This is a genomic window from Marinomonas alcarazii (assembly GCF_003208215.1).
Lineage (GTDB): Bacteria > Pseudomonadota > Gammaproteobacteria > Pseudomonadales > Marinomonadaceae > Marinomonas > Marinomonas alcarazii.
Map to the genome: position 1 here is coordinate 134111 of NZ_QKLW01000004.1, position 20080 is coordinate 154190.

At 44.2% G+C, this 20080-nt stretch carries 20 protein-coding genes; 12 read left to right on the top strand and 8 right to left on the bottom strand.

Annotation, left to right across the window (positions count from 1 at the left end; translation table 11 throughout):
- Window positions 1-128: 128 nt before the first annotated feature.
- The 3 genes from DFP75_RS10460 (at window position 129) to DFP75_RS10470 (ending at window position 2173) form a co-directional block, all read left to right on the top strand.
- The gene (locus DFP75_RS10460; RefSeq protein ID WP_245927033.1) at window positions 129-1313 is read left to right on the top strand and encodes a methyltransferase; all 1185 of its coding nucleotides are present in this window, start codon (window positions 129-131) and stop codon (window positions 1311-1313) included.
- 133 nt (window positions 1314-1446) lie between these two features.
- Window positions 1447-1572, top strand: a complete 126-nt coding sequence (gene rhuM, locus DFP75_RS18795; protein WP_217494991.1) for a RhuM family protein — start codon at window positions 1447-1449, stop codon at window positions 1570-1572.
- Window positions 1573-1603: 31 nt separating this feature from the next.
- A complete protein-coding gene (locus DFP75_RS10470; RefSeq protein ID WP_110575363.1) occupies window positions 1604-2173 on the top strand; it encodes a hypothetical protein in 570 nt (189 codons plus the stop codon).
- 75 nt (window positions 2174-2248) lie between these two features.
- Here DFP75_RS10470 and DFP75_RS10475 read toward each other — a convergent pair whose 3' ends face one another.
- Complete coding sequence (locus DFP75_RS10475) at window positions 2249-2947, bottom strand: pirin family protein (protein ID WP_110575365.1); 699 nt, start codon at window positions 2945-2947, stop codon at window positions 2249-2251.
- 125 nt (window positions 2948-3072) lie between these two features.
- On the opposite strand from DFP75_RS10475, the gene DFP75_RS10480 reads away from it, so the two are divergent.
- The 6 genes from DFP75_RS10480 to yjfF all read left to right on the top strand — a co-directional run bounded on the left by DFP75_RS10480 (window position 3073) and on the right by yjfF (window position 9878).
- On the top strand, window positions 3073-3981 hold the full coding sequence (locus tag DFP75_RS10480; RefSeq protein WP_110575367.1) for a LysR substrate-binding domain-containing protein: 909 nt from the start codon (window positions 3073-3075) through the stop codon (window positions 3979-3981).
- Window positions 3982-4033: 52 nt separating this feature from the next.
- Window positions 4034-4981: an AEC family transporter gene (locus tag DFP75_RS10485; RefSeq protein WP_110575369.1), complete on the top strand. Its 948-nt coding sequence runs from the start codon at window positions 4034-4036 to the stop codon at window positions 4979-4981.
- 224 nt (window positions 4982-5205) lie between these two features.
- Complete coding sequence (locus DFP75_RS10490; protein WP_110575371.1) at window positions 5206-6192, top strand: ABC transporter substrate-binding protein; 987 nt, start codon at window positions 5206-5208, stop codon at window positions 6190-6192.
- A gap of 76 nt (window positions 6193-6268) precedes the next feature.
- Entirely contained in the window at window positions 6269-7822 is a 1554-nt protein-coding gene (locus DFP75_RS10495; protein WP_175404893.1) for a sugar ABC transporter ATP-binding protein, read from the top strand.
- Window positions 7823-7854: 32 nt separating this feature from the next.
- Complete coding sequence (locus tag DFP75_RS10500; protein ID WP_110575373.1) at window positions 7855-8913, top strand: ABC transporter permease; 1059 nt, start codon at window positions 7855-7857, stop codon at window positions 8911-8913.
- Window positions 8910-9878, top strand: a complete 969-nt coding sequence (gene yjfF, locus DFP75_RS10505) for a galactofuranose ABC transporter, permease protein YjfF (protein WP_110575375.1) — start codon at window positions 8910-8912, stop codon at window positions 9876-9878. Before DFP75_RS10500 ends, yjfF begins: the two co-directional genes overlap by 4 nt.
- Before the next feature lie 280 nt (window positions 9879-10158).
- Here the strand turns inward: yjfF and galU are convergent, their stop codons facing one another.
- Both galU and DFP75_RS10515 read right to left on the bottom strand, forming a co-directional pair.
- Window positions 10159-10995, bottom strand: coding sequence for a UTP--glucose-1-phosphate uridylyltransferase GalU (gene galU, locus DFP75_RS10510; RefSeq protein ID WP_110575377.1), 837 nt, complete (start codon window positions 10993-10995; stop codon window positions 10159-10161).
- Window positions 10996-11085: 90 nt separating this feature from the next.
- Window positions 11086-11967, bottom strand: coding sequence for an ArgP/LysG family DNA-binding transcriptional regulator (locus tag DFP75_RS10515; RefSeq protein WP_110575379.1), 882 nt, complete (start codon window positions 11965-11967; stop codon window positions 11086-11088).
- Window positions 11968-12070: 103 nt separating this feature from the next.
- Here DFP75_RS10515 and DFP75_RS10520 point away from each other — a divergent pair, with 103 nt between their 5' ends.
- Window positions 12071-12679: a LysE/ArgO family amino acid transporter gene (locus tag DFP75_RS10520; protein WP_110575381.1), complete on the top strand. Its 609-nt coding sequence runs from the start codon at window positions 12071-12073 to the stop codon at window positions 12677-12679.
- A 36-nt stretch (window positions 12680-12715) separates the two neighbouring features.
- Here the strand turns inward: DFP75_RS10520 and DFP75_RS10525 are convergent, their stop codons facing one another.
- The 5 genes from DFP75_RS10525 to betI all read right to left on the bottom strand — a co-directional run bounded on the left by DFP75_RS10525 (window position 12716) and on the right by betI (window position 18111).
- Window positions 12716-13999 carry an MFS transporter gene (locus tag DFP75_RS10525; protein WP_110575383.1) on the bottom strand — a complete coding sequence of 428 codons (1284 nt, stop codon included), beginning with the start codon at window positions 13997-13999 and terminating at the stop codon, window positions 12716-12718.
- 324 nt (window positions 14000-14323) lie between these two features.
- A complete protein-coding gene (choV, locus tag DFP75_RS10530) occupies window positions 14324-15514 on the bottom strand; it encodes a choline ABC transporter ATP-binding protein (RefSeq protein ID WP_110575385.1) in 1191 nt (396 codons plus the stop codon).
- Window positions 15515-15517: 3 nt separating this feature from the next.
- On the bottom strand, window positions 15518-16363 hold the full coding sequence (gene choW / locus DFP75_RS10535; RefSeq protein WP_110575387.1) for a choline ABC transporter permease subunit: 846 nt from the start codon (window positions 16361-16363) through the stop codon (window positions 15518-15520).
- A 78-nt stretch (window positions 16364-16441) separates the two neighbouring features.
- The gene (locus tag DFP75_RS10540; protein WP_110575389.1) at window positions 16442-17377 is read right to left on the bottom strand and encodes a choline ABC transporter substrate-binding protein; all 936 of its coding nucleotides are present in this window, start codon (window positions 17375-17377) and stop codon (window positions 16442-16444) included.
- A 146-nt stretch (window positions 17378-17523) separates the two neighbouring features.
- Window positions 17524-18111 (bottom strand): transcriptional regulator BetI, encoded by a 588-nt coding sequence (betI, locus tag DFP75_RS10545; protein ID WP_110575391.1) that lies wholly within the window; start codon window positions 18109-18111, stop codon window positions 17524-17526.
- Between the two features lie 325 nt (window positions 18112-18436).
- Between betI and DFP75_RS10550 the strand changes: the two genes are divergently transcribed.
- Both DFP75_RS10550 and DFP75_RS10555 read left to right on the top strand, forming a co-directional pair.
- The gene (locus DFP75_RS10550) at window positions 18437-19591 is read left to right on the top strand and encodes a MalY/PatB family protein (protein WP_110575392.1); all 1155 of its coding nucleotides are present in this window, start codon (window positions 18437-18439) and stop codon (window positions 19589-19591) included.
- Between the two features lie 76 nt (window positions 19592-19667).
- Window positions 19668-20060 carry a DUF1801 domain-containing protein gene (locus DFP75_RS10555; protein WP_110575394.1) on the top strand — a complete coding sequence of 131 codons (393 nt, stop codon included), beginning with the start codon at window positions 19668-19670 and terminating at the stop codon, window positions 20058-20060.
- The last annotated feature ends 20 nt before the right edge of the window (window positions 20061-20080 follow it).

Genomic DNA, 20080 nt, shown 5'->3' on the forward strand with positions numbered 1-20080 from the left:
ATCGTTGCTTAAATAGCTTCTTCATTTTGCCGTTTTTATGACAAAATACAATGCAACATAAAGTGAAATTTCCGCAATACTGTAAAGAAATAAAGACACTTCGTTTTCCTGCTTTTAAGAGCCAACTTATGACCTCTTTTCAATGTCGCTTTCAAAGCCTAAATACTTGGTTAAAAGCACATACTCAACTCTGGCAATTCGACACCTTTGCTCGCTTAGATAACCCTTGGGCACAGGCTTATCCTGAGTTGGCTGCACTGTTAGAACGAGAAAATCGAGTAATAGAAAGCGAGGCTTTCTATGAACAAGTATTTCAGATTTGCCCTGACTTAAAAATCGCACTTAGCTTTTCAAAGCCAGATTTACTTGATGCATCACCGAAGCGAACACTTACAAACGAATTGCCAAGTTATGTCTCGGCGGGAATAAAAGGGCGCAAATGGTCGCAAATCCAAGCCTTTGTTGCTCACACCCCCAAAGCCAGCAACTATCTAGAATGGTGCGCAGGCAAAGGCCATTTGGGCAAATTATTAGCCTTTCAAAACGGTAAGCCAGTTCACAGCCTAGAATGGCAAAAAGCCTTGTGCGAAGCAGGTGAACAAGAAGCCAAAAGCCTAAAGCTACCGCAAACCTTTACTCATGCCGATGTATTAAAGGGAGAAGGGCGATCCAAGTTAGCAAGCGCTCACTGTGCTGTTGCGCTCCATGCCTGCGGCGATTTACATCGTGAACTGATCGAACAAGCGGTTGTCGTTAATACGGCCATGTTGTGCATTTCCCCTTGCTGCTACCACCTAACAAAAGACAGCCACTACCGACCATTTTCAAAAACCGCGCAACAATCTAGCCTTAACTTACGCCAAGCCGACCTCAAACTGGCCGTCAAAGAAGTGGCTACCGCTGGCGCCCGTGAACAACGCCTCAAACAACTGGAACTGACTTACCGTCTCGGCTTCGACGCATGGCAACGCTACGCCCGCCAGCAAGACGACTACCTTCCTGTTCCCTCTATTCAGAAAGCCCTGCTCAACCAAGGCTTCGATGCTTTTTGCCATTGGGCCGCCGAACAAAAAGGCTTAACGGACTTAATCGCCAAAAATCCATTGGAAAGCTTCGAACAACAAGGCGAACAACGCTACCAACAGGTACAAAAACTCGAAGCCATCAGCCAACTCTTTCGCCCCGCACTGGAATACTGGCTCGTCCTCGACCGCGCCATGTACCTAGAAGAAAACGGCTACCAAGTTGAAATCGGCACCTTTTGCGAAAAAGCCCTCACGCCTCGGAACTGGATGATCAGGGCGGGGCGGTGATTAGTGAACTGTAGCGTGATGAGCTCTTTCCATTTCGGAAACAGTTCATCAAGAGGGCATAATAGAGGTTAAACGCAAACTTGAGTATTACAACCTAGATGCTGTCATCTCAGTCGGCTATTGAGTTAACTCGGTGCAAGCGACCGAATTTCGTATCTGGACGACTCAACTCATTAAGGATTACATCATCAAAGGTTTTTTCATGGATAATGAGTGTCTTAAAAAAAGCGTCTACTTTACCGCCGCACAGGCGGTTTAGAAAATGTAGATAAATAAATTAATAGGGTAGAATGCAAGAGATTATTCATCCTATTAAAGGGAGTTATGTGATGTTTATGCGTTATATTTTTGGTTTTGTGTGTTGTTTTTTAAGTACTATATCATTCGCTCAAAGCTGTGAGCTGAAAGTTGAGCCCAATCATTCTAAGTGGTTTGGAGCTTATTTGGGGAGTGATATTGATGATGTGAAGGCATATCTTAACTGCGAGAACCTGTTGTTTTCATATGAAGTGCCTCCAAAATTAAATCAAGAAAACTATGTGAAAAATCAGTTCTTATTTGTCGACGAAGACTGGCAGCCAAGTTATATCGATCCGAGTGCTACTATTGCTTATGCTTTTGATCCTGCAGGTGAATTGTTTGATATAACTGTCTCTTGGAAAAGTATGTCAGAGAATAGTTTTAATATACTGCTTGATTTTTTAATGGATAAATATGGCACCGAATCCGTTAAATTTAATAATGCTTACTTATTTTATGACAAAGAGAATAGCGAGACGGTACTTTTAGATAAAGTAGCAGTATCGGGTGGTGTAGGGCACAGATATAGACTTCTTATCCAGCCCTTTTTTACAGAATAATAGTAATAGATCACTGTCTAATTAGCATTTTTTATAGGTTTTAAACAGTGATCTATCCAATCTGATTAAATCAAGTCACACCAAGTCAAACAGTAGTGCTTTAACGCGTTGCTCGCTGAGTCTTTCAAAGTTAATTTCAGATACATCTTTAATTTTTGCGCCGTCGCCTGGGCGCATTGTAATGCCATCACCTAGGGACAGTTCGCCTTCGATTAGGTGCACGTAGTAGTGGCGGTTGTTGTCCGCTTGCCATGTTGCTTGTTGCTGATCTTCTAGTATCAGTTGGATCAGTTGCATGTTTTGTTTTATGTGCAGTGTGCCATCTCTGCCATCAGGTGTGATGATGGTGGTGAAGCCTTGTGCTTGGCTAAATTCTTTTTGTTGGTAGCCAGGTTGCCCGCCCAGTTGGTTTGGTTGTATCCAAATTTGTAGGAATTTCAGCATGTCTGTTTTAGAGGCGTTAAATTCGCTGTGATAAATGCCTTTGCCTGCGGACATGAGTTGGTATTCGCCTGCTGGTAGTTCTTTTACGTTGCCTGCGCTGTCTTTGTGGGCGATGGTGCCTTCTAGTACTAGGCTGATGATTTCCATGTCTTTGTGACCATGGGTGTCGAATCCTGCAGCGGGCGTCACTGTGTCGTCATTGATGACGCGAAGGTGTGAAAATCCCATTTGCTGAGGGTCGTAATAGTTACCAAACGAAAACGTATGATAGCTGTTTAACCAACCGAAGTTTGCGTGTCCGCGGTCTTCTGCATGACGTAGTGTAATCATTGTTTGGCTCCTTAATGGCTGTTGCTCTTTTTGAGGCTATGAAGTGAGTGTAGGTGTTGTGGAAAAGAAAGAAAATCGGAAGGTTTTGAGCTAATATTTCAAAAAATTTGAACAAAGGTTTGGTTATGACATACGCGGTGACGTTGGAAGCATTAAGAGTGTTGGAGGCGATTCATCAGTTGGGCAGTTTTGCCGCGGCGGCGGAGGCTTTGTTTAAAGTGCCGTCGGCATTGACCTATACAGTCAAGAAGTTGGAAGACGATTTGGGTGTGGCTTTGTTTGATCGCTCGCGCCAAAAAGCAGTGCTGACTCCTGCTGGGCATTTGGTGTTGGAGCAAGGTCGTAGCATTTTAGAGGCTGCCATGCGCTTGGAAGATTCAATTAAGCAATTTGAGTCTGGCTGGGAGCCGAAGTTAAGAATCGCCCGTGATACAGCGTTGTTGGAATCGCCTTTGATGTCGGTGGTCGGAGAGTTCCTTTCGCAGAACCGACCGGTGGAGTTGACCTTGTCAGAAGAAGCCGTTGGTGGTGGGTGGGATGCATTACACGATGATAGAGCGGATTTGGTGATCGGGGCGACCGGTGAGTTGCCAAAGGGAAATGTTCATATTCGTGCTCTTGGTGAAATAGAGTTTGTGTTTGCGGTGTCGCCGACGCATCCACTGGCGTTGGCTGACGGGCCCATTACTGCGGCGCAATTGCGCCAATATCCTTCTATTGTTGTTGCTGATAGTTCAAAAATTTTGCCTGCACGAAGCAGTGGGGTTTTTGAGAGTCGGCAGGTGCTTAGGGTCGATACCATGCGCAGTAAAATTCAGGCGCAATGTTTGGGGTTGGGTGTTGGGTATTTGCCAAAACATCGTATTGCTGACGAGTTAAGCTCTGGGCGTTTGGTGCTACGCCAGTGTGAGTTGCCAAGGCCAAATCAGATGGCGTATTTGGCATGGCGTAAAGAGGACCCAGGTCGAGGGTTGTCTTGGTTTGTTGAGCGATTAGCCATGCAAGACTGGCAGCTTTTTCAAAAAACAGACTGATACCTCGTGCTTTCAGGCAGGGGACATTTGAGACTATTTTTAAGGAGTATTTGTGTTTTCTCTCTCTCTTTCTGTGTTGCCAGTATTTTTGCTTTTGATGGCGGGGGCTGTTTGCCAGCGTTGGCGTTTTCCTATGGAGGGGTTTTGGTCTGGTGTCGATAAGTTTACTTATTGGGTGTTATTTCCCGCTTTGTTGTTTAGTAAGACGTCGCAGATCGATTTTGACAACCCAATGTTGCCAAAGTATGCGTTTATTTTGTTGTTTGCTTTGCTAGTAACAGCTGTGTTTGTGTTTACCTGTACTTGGTTGATGAAGGTAGTCGCGCCGACGGCATCGTCTATGCTGCAAGCCGGTGTGAGGTTTAACACTTTTGTTATGTTGGCTTTAGCGGGCAGTTTGTACGGCAATGATGGTTTGGTGTTGGCGGCGTTGGGCGCTTCTGTGTTGATTCCTTCTGTTAATGTGTTTTTGGTGGTGTCCATGACCTTGATGCATGGGTCGTCGTCAGTTGATAGTTCGTCAGCCAATTCCTTGCCTCGTTTGTTAAGTGGCGCTTTGATTCGCAACCCTTTGATTGTGTCTATTGTGCTGGGCAGCGGTTTGAATTTGCTAGGGCTGACGCCGATCATTTTGGTTTCTGATGTGCTTAGTATGTTGTCGCAGGCGGCATTGCCATTGGTATTGTTGGCGGTTGGTGCGAGCGTACGGTTTGAAACAATTCGCTCTGTTGGTATGACGTTTGTGATGTCTGCTGTGGCGCGTTTTGTGGTGTTTCCATTGGTAATTGGTTTGATGTGCTGGTGGCTAGATGTTCGTGGTTTGCCTGCGTTGGTGGCGGTGTTGTTTGGTGTGGTCCCAACGGCAACATCGGCTTATGCGTTGGCTCGTCAGTTAGGGGGCGATGCAGATAGGATGTCAGCGTATATTACGATGCAGACGTTATTGTCTGTGGTGACTTTGCCTGTGAGTGTTTGGTTAAGTCAGTTGTATTTGATGTGATGTAACGCGCACTTTAATGAATAAAAAATACCATATTGTGAATAAAACAGTCATGTTGCAGTGCTTTTTCATATCAATATTGATATGAAATTCGCTGTAACTTGCATTTGAAAGGTAAGGGGAGGAGATATAGTGTGAATCGTAGGGCGTGAGTTTGTCTGTAAATACAGATAGATGATGCTCCCTTTAGTACTGATCACAACAAAAACAAAAAGGAATCTAGTATGAAATCTCTTTCTATTCGCCCATCACTTCCATGGTTGGGTGCATTCAAGCGCAAGGCTGTCTTGACCACTTTTTCTGTATTACTTCCTGTGTTGTCCGCTTCGGCGATGGCTGCGGATCTCACGATAGGTTTCTCGCAAATTGGCTCAGAAAGTGGCTGGCGGACGTCTGAAACCGAATCCATTAAAGCTGAGGCAGAACGCCGTGGCTACGATCTAAAATTCTCTGATGCTCAACAAAAGCAAGAAAACCAAATTAAAGCGGTGCGTTCATTTATCGCGCAAGGCGTGGATGGCATTTTGCTGGCGCCTGTGGTGGAAACAGGTTGGGATCAGGTGCTGAAAGAAGCGCAACGTGCCAAGATCCCTGTTGTGTTGATCGACCGTGGCGTGGCGGCAGATCCAAGTTTGTACCTAACGAAAGTGGCGTCTGATTTTAAAGAAGAAGGCGCATTAGCTGCATCTTGGTTGGCAGCGAAAACCAATGGCCGTTGTAATATCGTCGAGTTGCAAGGTTCGGTTGGTTCTTCTGCGGCTATTGACCGTAAGACGGGCTTTGATTCTGTTATTAGTAACTTCCCTAATATGACGATTACTCGTTCTCAGTCTGGTTCATTTACTCGTGCTGGCGGTAAAGAAGTGATGGAAAGTTTCTTAAAAGCCGAAGGCGGTGCGAAGAATATTTGCGCGCTATTTGCTCACAACGACGATATGGCGTTGGGTGCGATTTTGGCGATGAAAGAAGCGGGCGTGAAACCAACCAAAGACATTTTGGTCGTGTCTATTGATGCTGTGCCAGATATCTTTAAAGCGATGGCTGACGGTGAAGCCAATGCCACTATCGAGTTGAATCCTCATCTTGGTGGCCCAGCATTTGATGCCATCCTAGCGGCTCAGGATGGTAAAAAAGTCGACAAATGGATCAAGGCAAACGGTCCTTTGTATCTTCCTGATACGGCGGCTGCGGAATACGCTAAGCGTAAATAATATTGCGTCACACTTAGGAGCACGGTGCTTCTAGGTGTGGATTATTGTTTTATGTTAGCGGAACGGAGACGGCGTTATGTCGCAATTAGTTAATGAAACCTTGATGGTCAAAGAGACGGTCGAGGCAGCGCAAAGCGCAGTGCGTCCTTTACTCGAAATCAAACATTTATCCAAATCCTTTACCGGCGTTCAAGCCCTGAATGATGTGTCTCTAGAGATTCAACAAGGAGAAATTCGTGCCTTGCTTGGCGAAAATGGCGCGGGTAAATCCACTCTGATTAAAGTTTTGACAGGTGTTTATCCTCGGGACAACGGTGAGATCCTATTAGATGGCTCGCTAATTAGCGCATCGGATAGCGGTCATGCTCAGCGTTTAGGTATCAGTACGGTTTATCAAGAAGTAAACCTTATTCCTACTATGTCGGTGATGGAAAATCTGACATTACAACACCAAGAAAAAACCTTTGGTTTGATCAGTTGGAAGAAAGCTGAAATCCGCGCGAGGGAATTATTGGCGCAAGTAGGCTTAGACATAGATCCATTACGTCAGCTAGATACTTACTCTATTGCGATTCAGCAATTAGTTGCTATTGCCCGTGCGTTAAGTACTCAGGCAAAGATGTTGATTTTAGATGAGCCAACGGCCAGTTTAGACAGTGACGAGATTAAGCAGTTGTTTAATCTGATGGCACGACTGAAATCCGAAGGCTTAGGCATTATCTTCGTAACTCACTTTTTAGATCAGGTTTATAGCATTACCGATAGCATCACTGTTCTACGCAATGGGGAGTGCATTGGCACCTTCAAAACCGCTGAGCTATCGCGCTCTGATTTGGTCAGTCACATGGTGGGCAAGTCTCTAGAAGATTTAGCGCCAACCGCTCACGATCATTCTATTAAACGCGAACGTACGGAGCTGCTGCAACTGAATAATGTCGGCAAACAGCGTTATCTTCAGCCGTTGGATTTGAATATTGCGGCTGGGGAAATTGTCGGTGTGGCGGGCTTGTTAGGCTCTGGTCGTACTGAATTGTGTGAGTTGGCCTATGGTTCAGTAAAACCAGATCAAGGCGAGGTGACGCTAAGTAATCATTCACTGACTAAATCGTCTTTGCGTCGGGCGATTCAGGTTGGTATGGGCTATTGCCCAGAAGATCGCAAGCAAGATGGGATAGTGGCGGAGTTGAGTGTTAGGGAAAATATGATCCTTGCGCTGCAAGCGAGCAAAGGTTGGTGGTCGCCTATTTCTATGGCCGAGCAACAAAAGCTAGTAGAAGAAATGATTCAGCGTTTGGCAATAAAAACACCTGATATGGATAAACCCATTGGCGAGTTAAGTGGTGGTAACCAACAGAAGGTTATCCTTGCTCGCTGGTTGATTACGCATCCTGCCTTGTTGATCTTAGACGAGCCAACACGGGGCATTGATATCGGTGCTCATCATGAAATCATTCAAATTATTAAAGAGTTGTGTGAGCAAGGGATGGGGTTATTAGTCGCGTCTTCTGAACTGGAAGAGTTGGTGATGTTTGCTCATCGCGTGGTGGTAATGAAAGACCATCATAAGGTATCTGAACTTCATGGAGATGAGGTTTCAGAGCAGGCTATATTACGCACCATTGCGAGCTAGTCATTTTTTACGTTTTCAAAGTAGCTGTTCATATGAAAAAAAATAACTTTCTACATAAGCATCAAAAAACGCTCGCGCCTTTGTTGTCCCTTGTACTGATCATTTTGATTACGGCATCTGTGACACCGGGGTTTCTGAGCATTCGAATGGTAGATGGGCACCTATTTGGTAGCTTGTTGGACATTCTTCATCGTGCAACGCCAACAGCGTTAGTGGCTTTGGGCATGGCGGTAGTCATTGGTACTCGCGGTATTGATTTGTCCGTGGGAGCCGTGATTGCAATTTCCGGCGCGGTGACGGCAGTGTTAACAGTCAACACCGATTGGCCTGTTTGGGTAGTGATTTTATGCGCTTTAGGCACAGGTATGCTGTGTGGTTTATGGAATGGCATTTTGGTGTCCGTATTTAATATCCAGCCGATTGTTGCCACGTTAATCTTAATGGTGGCAGGGCGTGGTATTGCGCAGATGATTACGGAAGGACAAATTGTCACTTTCCATTCAGATGTATTGGATGCCATTGGTAATGGCTATTTCTTAGCATTTCCTATTCGCGTGTGGATTGCGATAGGCATGATTGTCTTAACCGTATTGGTGATGCGTAAAACTGCGCTGGGCTTATTTATAGAAGCGGTTGGGGCGAACGTGCGAGCCAGCCGTTTGGTGGGCATCGAAGCGCGTTTATTGGTGTTGTCTGCTTATGTTTTTTCGGGCCTTTGTGCTGCCATGAGCGGCATTATTCTTGCGGCGGATATTCGTGGTGCTGATGCTAACAATGCCGGATTATGGTTGGAACTGGATGCGATTCTAGCTGTGGTGTTAGCTGGGGCTTCATTGGCTGGTGGACGCATTTATTTGTTGCTGACGATTGTTGGCGTGTTGATTATTCAAACCTTAACCACGGCCATTCTGACCAGTGGCCTACCTGCTCAATATAATTTGGTGGTGAAAGCGACCATTATCTTAGCCGTGTTGTTGGTTCAATCGCCTAAGACTCGCCAGTGGTTGTCTGACTTTTTTATGAAAAAGAAGCATGCAGAAAATAGTCGTACTGGTAACCCTGATACCGGTAAAGGGAGCATAGAACCATGATTAATGAACGTAATTTGCCGATATTGGCAACGCTATTGGTTTTTATCCTCTTGTATGGTTTTGGGATGTATGAATACAAGGGATTTCGTGACACCTTGGTATTCTCAAACTTGTTGACCGACAACGCGTTTTTGATCATCACTGCGATTGGTATGACGTTCGTCATTCTGTCGGGAGGAATTGATTTATCGGTTGGGTCGATGATTGCATTTATCGGTGTCTTGATGGCTTATCTGATTACCAGCACCGGCATGCATCCTTTGTTTGCCATTGGTATCGCTTTGGTCGTTGGGGTGGCTTTTGGCGCGATAATGGGCGTTATCATTGCGTTTTTTGAGATTCAGGCGTTTATCGTTACTTTAGCAGGGATGTTTTTGTTTCGTGGTTTGGCGTATTTGATCAACCTAGATGCGGTGCCGATAGATCACCCGTTTATTACGGGCTTGTACGATATTTATGTGCCGTTACCTGGGCGTGGAGGGCTGACCTTTATTGCCATGGCGATGCTGGTATTACTGGCGTTGGGCATATTGCTCGCTCGAAGAACGCGGTTTGGTATGAGTGTGTATGCGCTGGGTGGAGACAGTCATTCTGCGGCCTTGCTAGGTGTGCCGGTGAAAAAGACCATTATTAAAATCTATGCGCTAAGCGGATTTTACAGTGCTATGTCTGGGGTGATCTTTGCGATATATACAGGCTCGGCTTATCCACTTGCAGCAGTTGGTGTTGAGTTAGATGCGATCGCTGCGGTGGTGATTGGCGGAACGTTATTAACGGGCGGTGTGGGTTATGTGTTTGGTACTTTCTTGGGGGGAATGATCCAAGGCATTATTCAAACGTTAATTACCTTTGATGGTTCGTTAAATAGCTGGTGGACCAAATTGGCAGTGGGTGGCTTGTTGTTGTTCTTTATATTGTTACAAAAAGGCATTGTGGTTTGGGTGAAGAAACGCTCGGCGGCTTAGGGGGTTATTTGTTTAAAGCTCTTCTCATGATATCTCTGCACCGTCATTCCCGCGAATGTGGGAATCTAAGGTTTAAATTAGGTTGTTTTGCAAGATTATAGCTGAAGACCATAAGTGATTGTTTCCCGCCTTCGCGGGAATGACATAAGAGAGCTGCTCTGTGGAATGATTGGCACCTCTGTTTTATATAGGTCTTAGTTTATTTTACTAAACACAAAAAAAACCAGTACGTTTAATGTACTGGTTTTTTTTGACCTGTTTTGGTGCGTTTTCTAGAAGGTTACGCTTCAGTAGGGTCTTGGTAAATGTTTTTGTAGCAGTAGTTAGTTGCTTCAACGAAGCCATCAACGCTACCACAGTCAAAACGTTTGCCTTTGAATTTATACGCTAATACACAACCCTCTTGAGCTTGTTGCAAGATAGCGTCAGTGATTTGCACTTCGCCATTACGGCCGGCTGGTGTGCTGCGAATTTTGTCAAAAATATCGGGTGTTAGAATGTAACGGCCGATAATAGCAAGATTCGATGGAGCGTCTTCTTTTGCTGGTTTCTCTACCATGTCGGTAACACGGTAAAGACCGTCCATCATGGATTCACCTTTAATAACACCGTATTTGTGTACTTCGTCTTCAGGTACTTCTTCGATAGCCACAATTGTGCAACGGAATTGGTTATACAGTTTAACCATTTGTGCCATTACGCCATCATCTTCTCCGAAGCAAAGATCGTCCGCTAGTACCACGCCAAAGGCTTCGTCGCCAATCAGAGGTTCGCCCGTTAGGATGGCATGACCTAGACCTAACATGTTGTTTTGACGAGTAAAAGAGAAGTTAACGTTGTCGATTAGGTGACGTATACCGTCTAGGTATTTTTCTTTGTTTGTGCCAGCGATTTGGTGCTCTAATTCGTAGCTGATATCGAAATGATCGGCAATAGCGCGTTTACCACGGCCAGTTACGAAGGTGACATTGTCCAGACCCGCTTTGACTGCTTCTTCGACACCGTATTGAACCAAAGGCTTGTTTACAATAGGAAGCATTTCTTTTGGCATAGATTTAGTGGCAGGCAAAAAACGGGTGCCATAACCGGCAACAGGGAACAGACATTTGCGAATCATAAATTTTCCTTAAAAAATGGCGTTAATCTTTGTTTAATGGCTGGCTAACATTATACCGCATAGTCAGCCTGTTTCGTTTCAGTGGTGACTCTATTTTAAAGCTTCTTGTGTGACGCTTTTTATCACCTTAGTTAATCGATCTAATACAGGTGAATTGAGTTTGTACCAATGCCAGTAAAGAGGCAAGGCTAGGCGCGTGTTTGGCAGCAAGGATACCAGTTTCTTGCTTTTTATTTTCTGTTTGATTTGAATACTAGGAATTAAAGCACAGACTGTGCCACCCATTACCAGTTCAACAAAACCATGGGAAGAGGGGTACCAATGACTGTGACTAATATCGGTTTCGACTTGTAGGCATTCATTTTGATATCGCGCCCAAAGTTCATCATGTTCGTCGTAAATCAAAGACGGCGATTTTAAAACGGCTTCGGCGCTAAGGTCTCCTTTCAGGTGTTCTTCTATAAAGCTGGGTGTGGCGACCAGTTCATAGTGCATGTAACCAAGAAAGATTGAATCCCCACCGGCCACTGGCGTACCAATTTGACTGACACAAGCCACGACTTCGCCTGTCTGTAGTAGCGCACGAGTGTTGGCTTGGTCAGCGGCTTTAATATGTAATTTGTTGGAATCTGTTGCCGAGAATTGGCTCACTACGTCGGCAAACCAAGTCGCGAGCACATCGTTGTTGACCGCAATGCTTATCGGTTGTGTGGCTTGATTGCCTTGTATTGCTTCTTGTAAACCTTCCTCTAGCATGGCGACTTTATTGAAATGCGCGAGTAGTTGTTCTCCAAGTGGTGTGGCAACGACAGGCCGAGCTCGAATCAGTAAAGGGCGACCACATTCTTGTTCTAAGCGTTTGATATTTTGTGACACCGCTGATTGTGTCAAATGAAGGTATTCTGCGGCTTTGTCAAAGCTCTGGAATTTCAAGACAGCGTGAAGCGAGGATAACGCTTTATAATCCATCATAACTTTATCTAATGTAGCTTTAGTTTAATTAATTTTAATTTAATGGTTGCCTTGCGTAAGATCAAGCGCACTTTAAAGAGCGCAGAGAAATTGGAGAAAGTTTGTGTTGGCATTTTTAAGTGGTGCGATTACAGGTGGTGGGTTAATTGTCGCGGTTGGTGCGCAGAATAGTTTTTTATTGGAGCAGGCATTAAAGCGACATTATGCCTTTCCAATCGCGCTGATGTTTATATTAAGTGATGCGATTTCCATTGCACTTGGCGCATTTGGTTTAGGCTTAATCTTGCAAAGTCATGATTGGCTGTTGTCGGTATCTCGTTGGGCGGGCGTGGCATTTTTAGTGTGGTTTGCCTTTGGTAAATGGCGTGCATCTTTTCAGGAAGAGCACTTGGTTCTGGAGCAATACAGTCAGCGTTTGGCCTTTTTTCCATTGGTAATGATGGGGTTTGCGGTGACGTGGCTGAACCCACATTTCTATTTAGATACCATGATTTTGATGGGGAGCTTGGCGAACCAGTGGCAGGGCGAAAAGTGGGCGTTTGTGTTTGGTGGTGTGTGTGCGTCTGTGGTGTGGTTTTTGTCTTTGGCTTTCGTCGGAAAACTGTGTGCCAAGTGGCTAGAAAAAGCGGCTTTCTGGCGTTGGTTTAATCGTGTGAATGCTATCTTGATTTGGAGTATTGCGCTTAAAATTGCAACACAGCCCTTATCGTAAAAGGGCTGTGTTGATTATCGCCAGTTATGGAATAGGCTAAAGTTTGATTTCAACCTCGTGAGAGGTTTCTTCTGTCACTGTTGAAGAATCTGCTTCAACTAACATTTCCGCTGTAGCAACAGATGAAACGGTCAATGCCACTGGGATTTGATCCCCTTGCTCTTCGATGATCATCGCTGGCTGATGCTTGATTCGATACACAGCAAACAATGCCACGGAGATATTTAAACCGGCAACGAACCAGAACAAAGCATCTATGCGCATGGTGTCCATTAGGGCTGCTGCAACCAGAGGCCCCAACATACCGCCAATACCATTCAGCAGTATCATGCCGCTACTGGCAGAGAGAATTTGTTCTGGGCGAAGTTGGTCATTCATATGAGAGGAAGCCAGCGAGTACATTGGAAAAGTAAATGCGCCCACTGCAAACATACCAACCATCATTAATATTTGATTATTCATTGTGCCTCCGAGCGGCACAATGAAGGCGGCGAGTGCACCCACTACACCAACCCAAAGGATAGTGACGCGTCGGTCTTGGCGGTCAGATAATTTACCAATCGGCCATTGCAGCAACATGCCGCCCACATAACTTGCACCAATGAAAAACGAAATTTCAGCAATATTCATGCCGATACTTTTTGCATAGAGTGCCCCCAGACCCAATAAGGCGCCAGAGGTTGCCCCTGCGATGGTGACACCGGTGACACCAAGGGGTGCGGTTTTGATTAACCCTAGAATGTTGAGCTTTTCAGGTACGTTGATGGTTGGAGAAGGAGTACGAACTAATAATAGAGGTACCACTGCCAAGGAGATTAATACAGACGTCAAAATGAACAAGCCGTAGCCACTAGGCGAGGACAAGTTCAATAAGAACTGACTGATGGTTTGGCTTGCCCAGATCTCGATAATATAAATTGAGAATAATCGACCACGAGTTTTATTGGTGGCAATGTCGTTTAACCAGCTTTCAGTCACAATAAAGAGACCCGCGTAACACAAGCCTGTGCCCATTCGCATCAGCATCCAGAACCATGGGTTCACTACCATGGATTGCATTAAGATAGTAACGGATGCTAATGAAGCTACTGCGGCAAATACACGAATATGGCCAACATTTTTGACCCAACTCGGCACTAAAAGGGAGCCCAAAATAAACCCAAGGTAATACGCGGACATGATTAAACCTGTCGCGGTGGTATTAAACCCCTCAATCGATGCTCTAATACCAATGAGTGAGCTTTGCAAAGCACTTGCCATAGTCAGTACGGCAATGCCTATGAGTAGACTCCAAATTGGAATCAGGGTTTGCTTTAACATTCAGTGTCCTTTACAAGTTTTAGCTGGCAATAAAAAGTTTAATACTACGCTGGATTGATCATTATTTCGGCTGACTATACCGACAGAATTTGTGAATGCAATCACTAATCTGAGACTTAAAGGATAGCAGGTGACAACGCTTGTTTGTGATGTAATGCGCCCGTTTATTTTAATACCATTGAGTCGTTCGAGTTAAGATGCAAACAACATACCTCTTTGGCGATATGCGTTTATTTGAGCGGTTTAAATAAGAAAGGCTAGGTGCTTTCACCTAGCCTTTTCAAGTTTGCAGTACGTCACGTTGATCTTAGCTCAGGTGCTCTATTAAGCCGCGTCTTCTTCGCGTCCAAAATGTTTACCAAGTAGCGCATGGTAAAAATTATGATCGTTGAGAATGCCGATGCATTGACCAGCTTCTTCCAATACTAACAAGTGATTGGATTGGTAACGGATCTCGACAGCATCACGCATGGCGATGTCAGCTGGCACGATAAACACTGTGTGATCAGGCACATTGGCAAGGATGGTTTCTGGTGTCCATCTTGCGGTTGGGATTTCACCTTTTGATCCTTGTATTGATACCAATTTACCATTCTCTAGTGTCATCGAGATATCATCACTGATGATGATTTGACCATCTTTTACAGCCAAATCTGCTAGCGGCGTCATTAATGATTCTCCGCGCAGTACGTTTAGCGGGTTGGTGTGAGCAACGAATTTTTCTACGTACTCGGTAGCGGGATTTAAGACAATTTGCTCTGGAGTGTCTTCCTGAATGATTCTGGCTGATTCCATAATGGCAATCTTAGAACCAATCTTTAAGGCTTCATCTAGATCATGGCTCACAAAAATGATGGTTTTATTGAGTCGTTTTTGCAGCTCGATAAGCTCGTCTTGCAGTTGAGAACGTATCAGTGGGTCAAGTGCTGAAAAGGGCTCATCCATTAGCAATACATCTGTGTCCATGACAAAGGCTCTTGCTAAACCCACTCGCTGGCGCATGCCCCCAGAAAGCTCATCGGGTTTTTTATCTGCCCATTTATCTAGGCTTACCATTTTGAGTTGTTCACGTGCTTTTACAAGTCGCTCTGCTTTTGGCATTCCTTGCATTTCTAGACCAAAAGCAACATTTTCGAGCACGGTCAGCCAGGGCATTAGCGCAAAACTTTGAAATACCATGGAGACTCTGTGCGTTCTCATATGACGAAGCTTAGCTTCATCGCATTTGGCCATATCGACCATTTTGTCGCCATCTCTTACAAGGCAACGACCACGGGCGATTTTATTTAAGCCATTGACAGCACGCAGTAGGGTAGATTTACCTGACCCTGATAACCCCATCAAGACACAGATTTCACCTTCATTCACTTCTATGTTGGCGTTTTGTACGCCAACAACGTCGCCAGTCATTCCTAGAATCTCATCACGGGAGTGACCTTTATCCATCAATGGGAGTGTTTTTGCTTTATTGTCACCGAAGACGATGTCTACGTTTTCAATTGTTACAACAGCCATAAATTACCCCTCGTTCTTAGATGATGGCGACTTACAAATACGGTCTAGCATGATGGCAACCAATACAATGGCGACACCTGCCTCAAAGCCTTGGGAAATGTTTACCGTGTTGAGTGCTCTGACAACTGGTTTACCTAAACCATCTGCTCCGACCAAGGCAGCAACCACCACCATGGAGAGTGACAACATAATACATTGGGTTACGCCAGCCATGATACTTGGCATAGCTGCCGGTAGTTCAACTTTGTAAAGCAGCTTTGATTTGGTACAGCCAAACGCCAAACCCGCTTCAATTAGCTCATTAGGAACCTTGCTGACACCTAGATAGGTCAAGCGAATGGGTGCGGCTATAGCGAATATAATGGTCGATATCAATCCTGGGACATAACCCAAGCCGAAAAGAATCAATGTCGGGATCAGGTAAACAAAGGTTGGGATTGTCTGCATTAAATCCAGTATCGGACGTAAAATAGTGTACAACCAAGGCCGATGAGCTGCCGCAATGCCAATAGGGACACCAACTAGAACACTCATTGCGGTTGCGGAAATAACCAATACTAAGGTTTGTATGGTTTCGATCCAGTAGCCCATATTTATGATGAGTAATAGGGATAAGGCAACGAAAATGATTAAGCTGATACTGCGATGGAGGAACCAAACACCGACTAGAATGATGGCAATCACTGCGAGAGGATGAAGGTAATCAATCGCATCAACCATGCTAACAATCATGGTTTCTAGGGTGAGAGAGACAAGGTCAAAAAACACGGAAGCCGCACTCACTAGCCAGTCGACAAAGTTTTCCATCCAAGCGCCAAGAGGGATTTTATTATCCGTCAGCCAATTCATATGTGTGTTCTCCCGATAGATTAATGACGCATTCTTAGTCGTGTGTGACTAAGAATGCGATGTGATGCAAATGATGTATTACAGGCCTAGATGGGACTTCACAGCGCTAAGGCCGTTATCACCAGAGGCAGTAGTGACACCTTTGAGCCAATTATCGAGAACGTCAGGATTGGCTTTTAACCATTCTTTTGCGGCGATATTCGGTTTTTTACCGTCGTCTAAGATGGCACCCATGATTTCGTTTTCCATAGGTAAAGAAAAGGTGAGATTGGAAATAAGTTTGCCGACATTCGGGCATTCTTGAATGAAGCCTTTACGAACGTTGGTATGAACATTTGCACCGCCAAAGTCGGGGCCAAAGTAATCATCGCCACCCGATAAGTATTCCATTTTGAAGTTGGCATTCATTGGGTGCGGTGCCCAACCTAGGAAGGCAATCCATTTGTTACGACGAGTGTTTCGGTTTACCTGAGAAAGCATGCCCGCTTCACTTGATTCAACCAGTTGGAAGTCACCCAAACCAAAAGCGTTAGAATCGATCATATCTTGGATGATACGGTTGCCATCGTTACCTGGTTCAATGCCGTAAATGCGCCCAGAAAACTCTTTGCGGTGTTTGGCGATGTCTGAAAAATCTGTCACACCAGCGTCAAAAGCGTCTTTGCTTACTGCTAGCGTGTATTTAGCGCCGACTAGGTTGGGACCAAGGTCCTCAACCGTGCCAGCTTTAAGGTAAGGTTCGATATCGGCTTGCATGGTAGGCATCCAGTTGCCAAGGAAGACATCAATGTCACCGTTTGCAAGAGATGTATAAGTAACAGGGACCGATAATAGTTGAGTTTTCGCTTTGTAACCTAAGCCTTCGACGATTTCACTGGTTACTGCCGTTGTCGCAGTAATGTCTGTCCAGCCCACATCTGAAAAGCGAACGGTAGAACACTCTGCGGCCATTGTCAGCCCTGAAACACCAGCCATACTAATCGCGATAGCGGTCTTTTTTGCTTTATTTAACATAACCTTACCCTCTTTCTATTGAACTCAAAATCAATGAGCGAATACAGTGCTAGATCTCAACACTGAGCGTGAACTCCTAAAACGTTTGCAGCGAATAAATGAAGGCTGCTTAAAATGTATGATGTAAATATAGGTACTAAGGTGTTTTAGTGATGACTTTTAAACACCAAATCCAAATAATTCTGTATTTGTTCTGAGGCTTGTTTTTTATTAATTCCGCCTGCGAGCGAGCCCCTTAACCACATGCCGTCAATTAATGCGGCCACTGTGAGGGCGATGTTTCGTGCTTCTTGTAAATCAAATTCTTCTTTTAGTACGCACACAAGCGAGGTGTTTAACCGCTTTGAATAAACGTTTTGCAATCGATATAAAGAAGGTGTGTGCATTGCAGAGGCCCAAAACCCCATCCAAGCTTTCACAACTTGAGGATGAGTCTGAGACTGACTAAAACTGGCTTTCACAATCGCCATGACTTTATGTTTTGCTGACTTGTTTTTTGTTTTTGTTATTTCTACTGATAACCCGTCAAAAAATTCGCGGATTAAGCTTTTCATGGTGGCTTCATACAACCCATCTTTACCACCAAAGTAGTGATTAATGATGGCGGGTGAGACACCTGCTTTTTTGCCGATAACACTGACTGTCGCTCCCGCAAAACCATGTTTATCTATGGCTTTTATTGCGGCCTCGATAAGCTGAGGTTTTCGTATTTCAGGCATTCCAACTTTTGGCATTCTGGATCCTTTTTTATTAAACAGCCGTTTAATGAAAACTATACTAGGCTGATTGTGCAATTTAGGTCAACCCTTGACAAATCTAAAACTTAGTACTCTAATCAATTTAAAGGTTTGATTTTAAAAGGTTTTTAGCCGTTTAAAATTTTTTTAATCTTTTTTTTAGAGCGATTGTGTCGGTTTAAGATAAGAAATAAGGATTTTTAGGCTTATTTCTTCTGATTTTAGGGCGTGTTTATCTTATTCACTCGTCAGATTTTCACTGGAGTTTGTCGCTTAGACTATGTTAATTATAAAACGAAATACATAACTGGAGTGTTATTTAATGGCTGTCTCTTCTTCTACCTTTGATACTGTTTTAGATCGATCGAATACCAGCAGTGATAAATGGTCTAAATACCCTGATACGGTTCTCCCAATGTGGGTAGCTGATATGGATTTTGATTCACCTGAATGTATAAAATCTTCATTAAATCAAAGGGTTAATAAAGGTGTTTATGGCTATACCCACACACCTAAGGCGCTAGAGAGCGCTATACAGTCACACCTTTTGCATCGTTATAATTGGCAAATTTCTGCGTCACACTTGGTGCATTTACCGGGATTGGTTTGTGCTCTGCATCTTAGTGTTCAAACTTTCTCTAAAGAGGGTGAGGGGGTCGTTGTCCCTGGACCTGTTTATTATCATTTAACCAAGGCACCACAGTGGTCTGGTCGAGATTTGTTACATGTCGATATGTGTTCTCAAGATGGCCGTTGGTTACCTGATATGGCGCAGCTTGAGGCCGCTTGTGCGAATCCTAACAGTAAAATGATTTTGCTATGTAATCCGCATAATCCAGGTGGGACTGTCTATACAAAAGCGGAGTTGTTGAGCATCCATGCATTGGCTGAAAAATATGATTTGCTGATTGTCAGTGATGAAATTCACTGTGATTTGATTTTGGATGATTTGCCGCATGTGCCTCTTGCTAGTCTAAACAAAGACGCTGCAAACCGAACAATTACCTTAATGGCACCAAGTAAAACATTTAACATTGCAGGGTTAGGTTATGCCTTTGCCGTTATAGAAAACACAGAATTACGCCAAGCCTTTAATAAAGAAAGAGCTGGCCTGATTCCATCACCCAATATGCTTGGTTTAACGGCCGCTACGGCCGCTTATGAAGAGGGTCAAGAGTGGCATAACGCTTTGCTCATGTATTTAAAAGGAAATCGGGATTTATTGGCTCAAAGGCTCGCTGCTACGCCATTAAAAATGCTGCATTTGGAAGCGACATATTTGGCTTGGATTGATGTTTCTGCTTTGGCGTTGGACGATCCGCATCAATTTTTTGTTGATGCGGGTGTGGGAGTTTCAAATGGTAAAGATTTTGGTAATCCGAACTATGTTCGCCTAAACTTTGGGTGTCCCCAATCTATTCTGAACCAAGCGATAACTCGTATTGAAGAAGCTCTAATTGCGCATGGATTTATGTAATTTATTATATTTTTCAAATGGTTAAGTTTTCATGATTGAGGTCCTTTTTATTTTTTTAATATAAAGAGAGGCTTTTATGTTGAACTTAGCATCGTGTGATTTTGTAAGACAATATGTCCAGCATAGTTCTCCCGCAATGCGGGCAGATCTACTGGAAATCATTGATATGATGGAGCTAATTGCACCGGATGCGGAGTTAGTCAGTGGTATAGAGATTCCGTATTTTCAGCAAAACTCAAGTTGGCTTTATGGTGTGGCAGCACGATCTGATCATTTATGTGTGTATTTCTCTGATTTGAGTGTTTTACACCCTTTTATTGATCGGTTGCCACATGTTCAATTTGGTGATCATTGTTTTATTATTCATCGCTTAGATGAGGTAAATCTTAATGTATTGGCAGAGCTGTTTGGCCAAATAAAGGTGCATTTTTTATTAAGCCATCAGCATCCACCTGAGCCTATTCAGTGAGGCTCGTCTTGGGGCGTAAA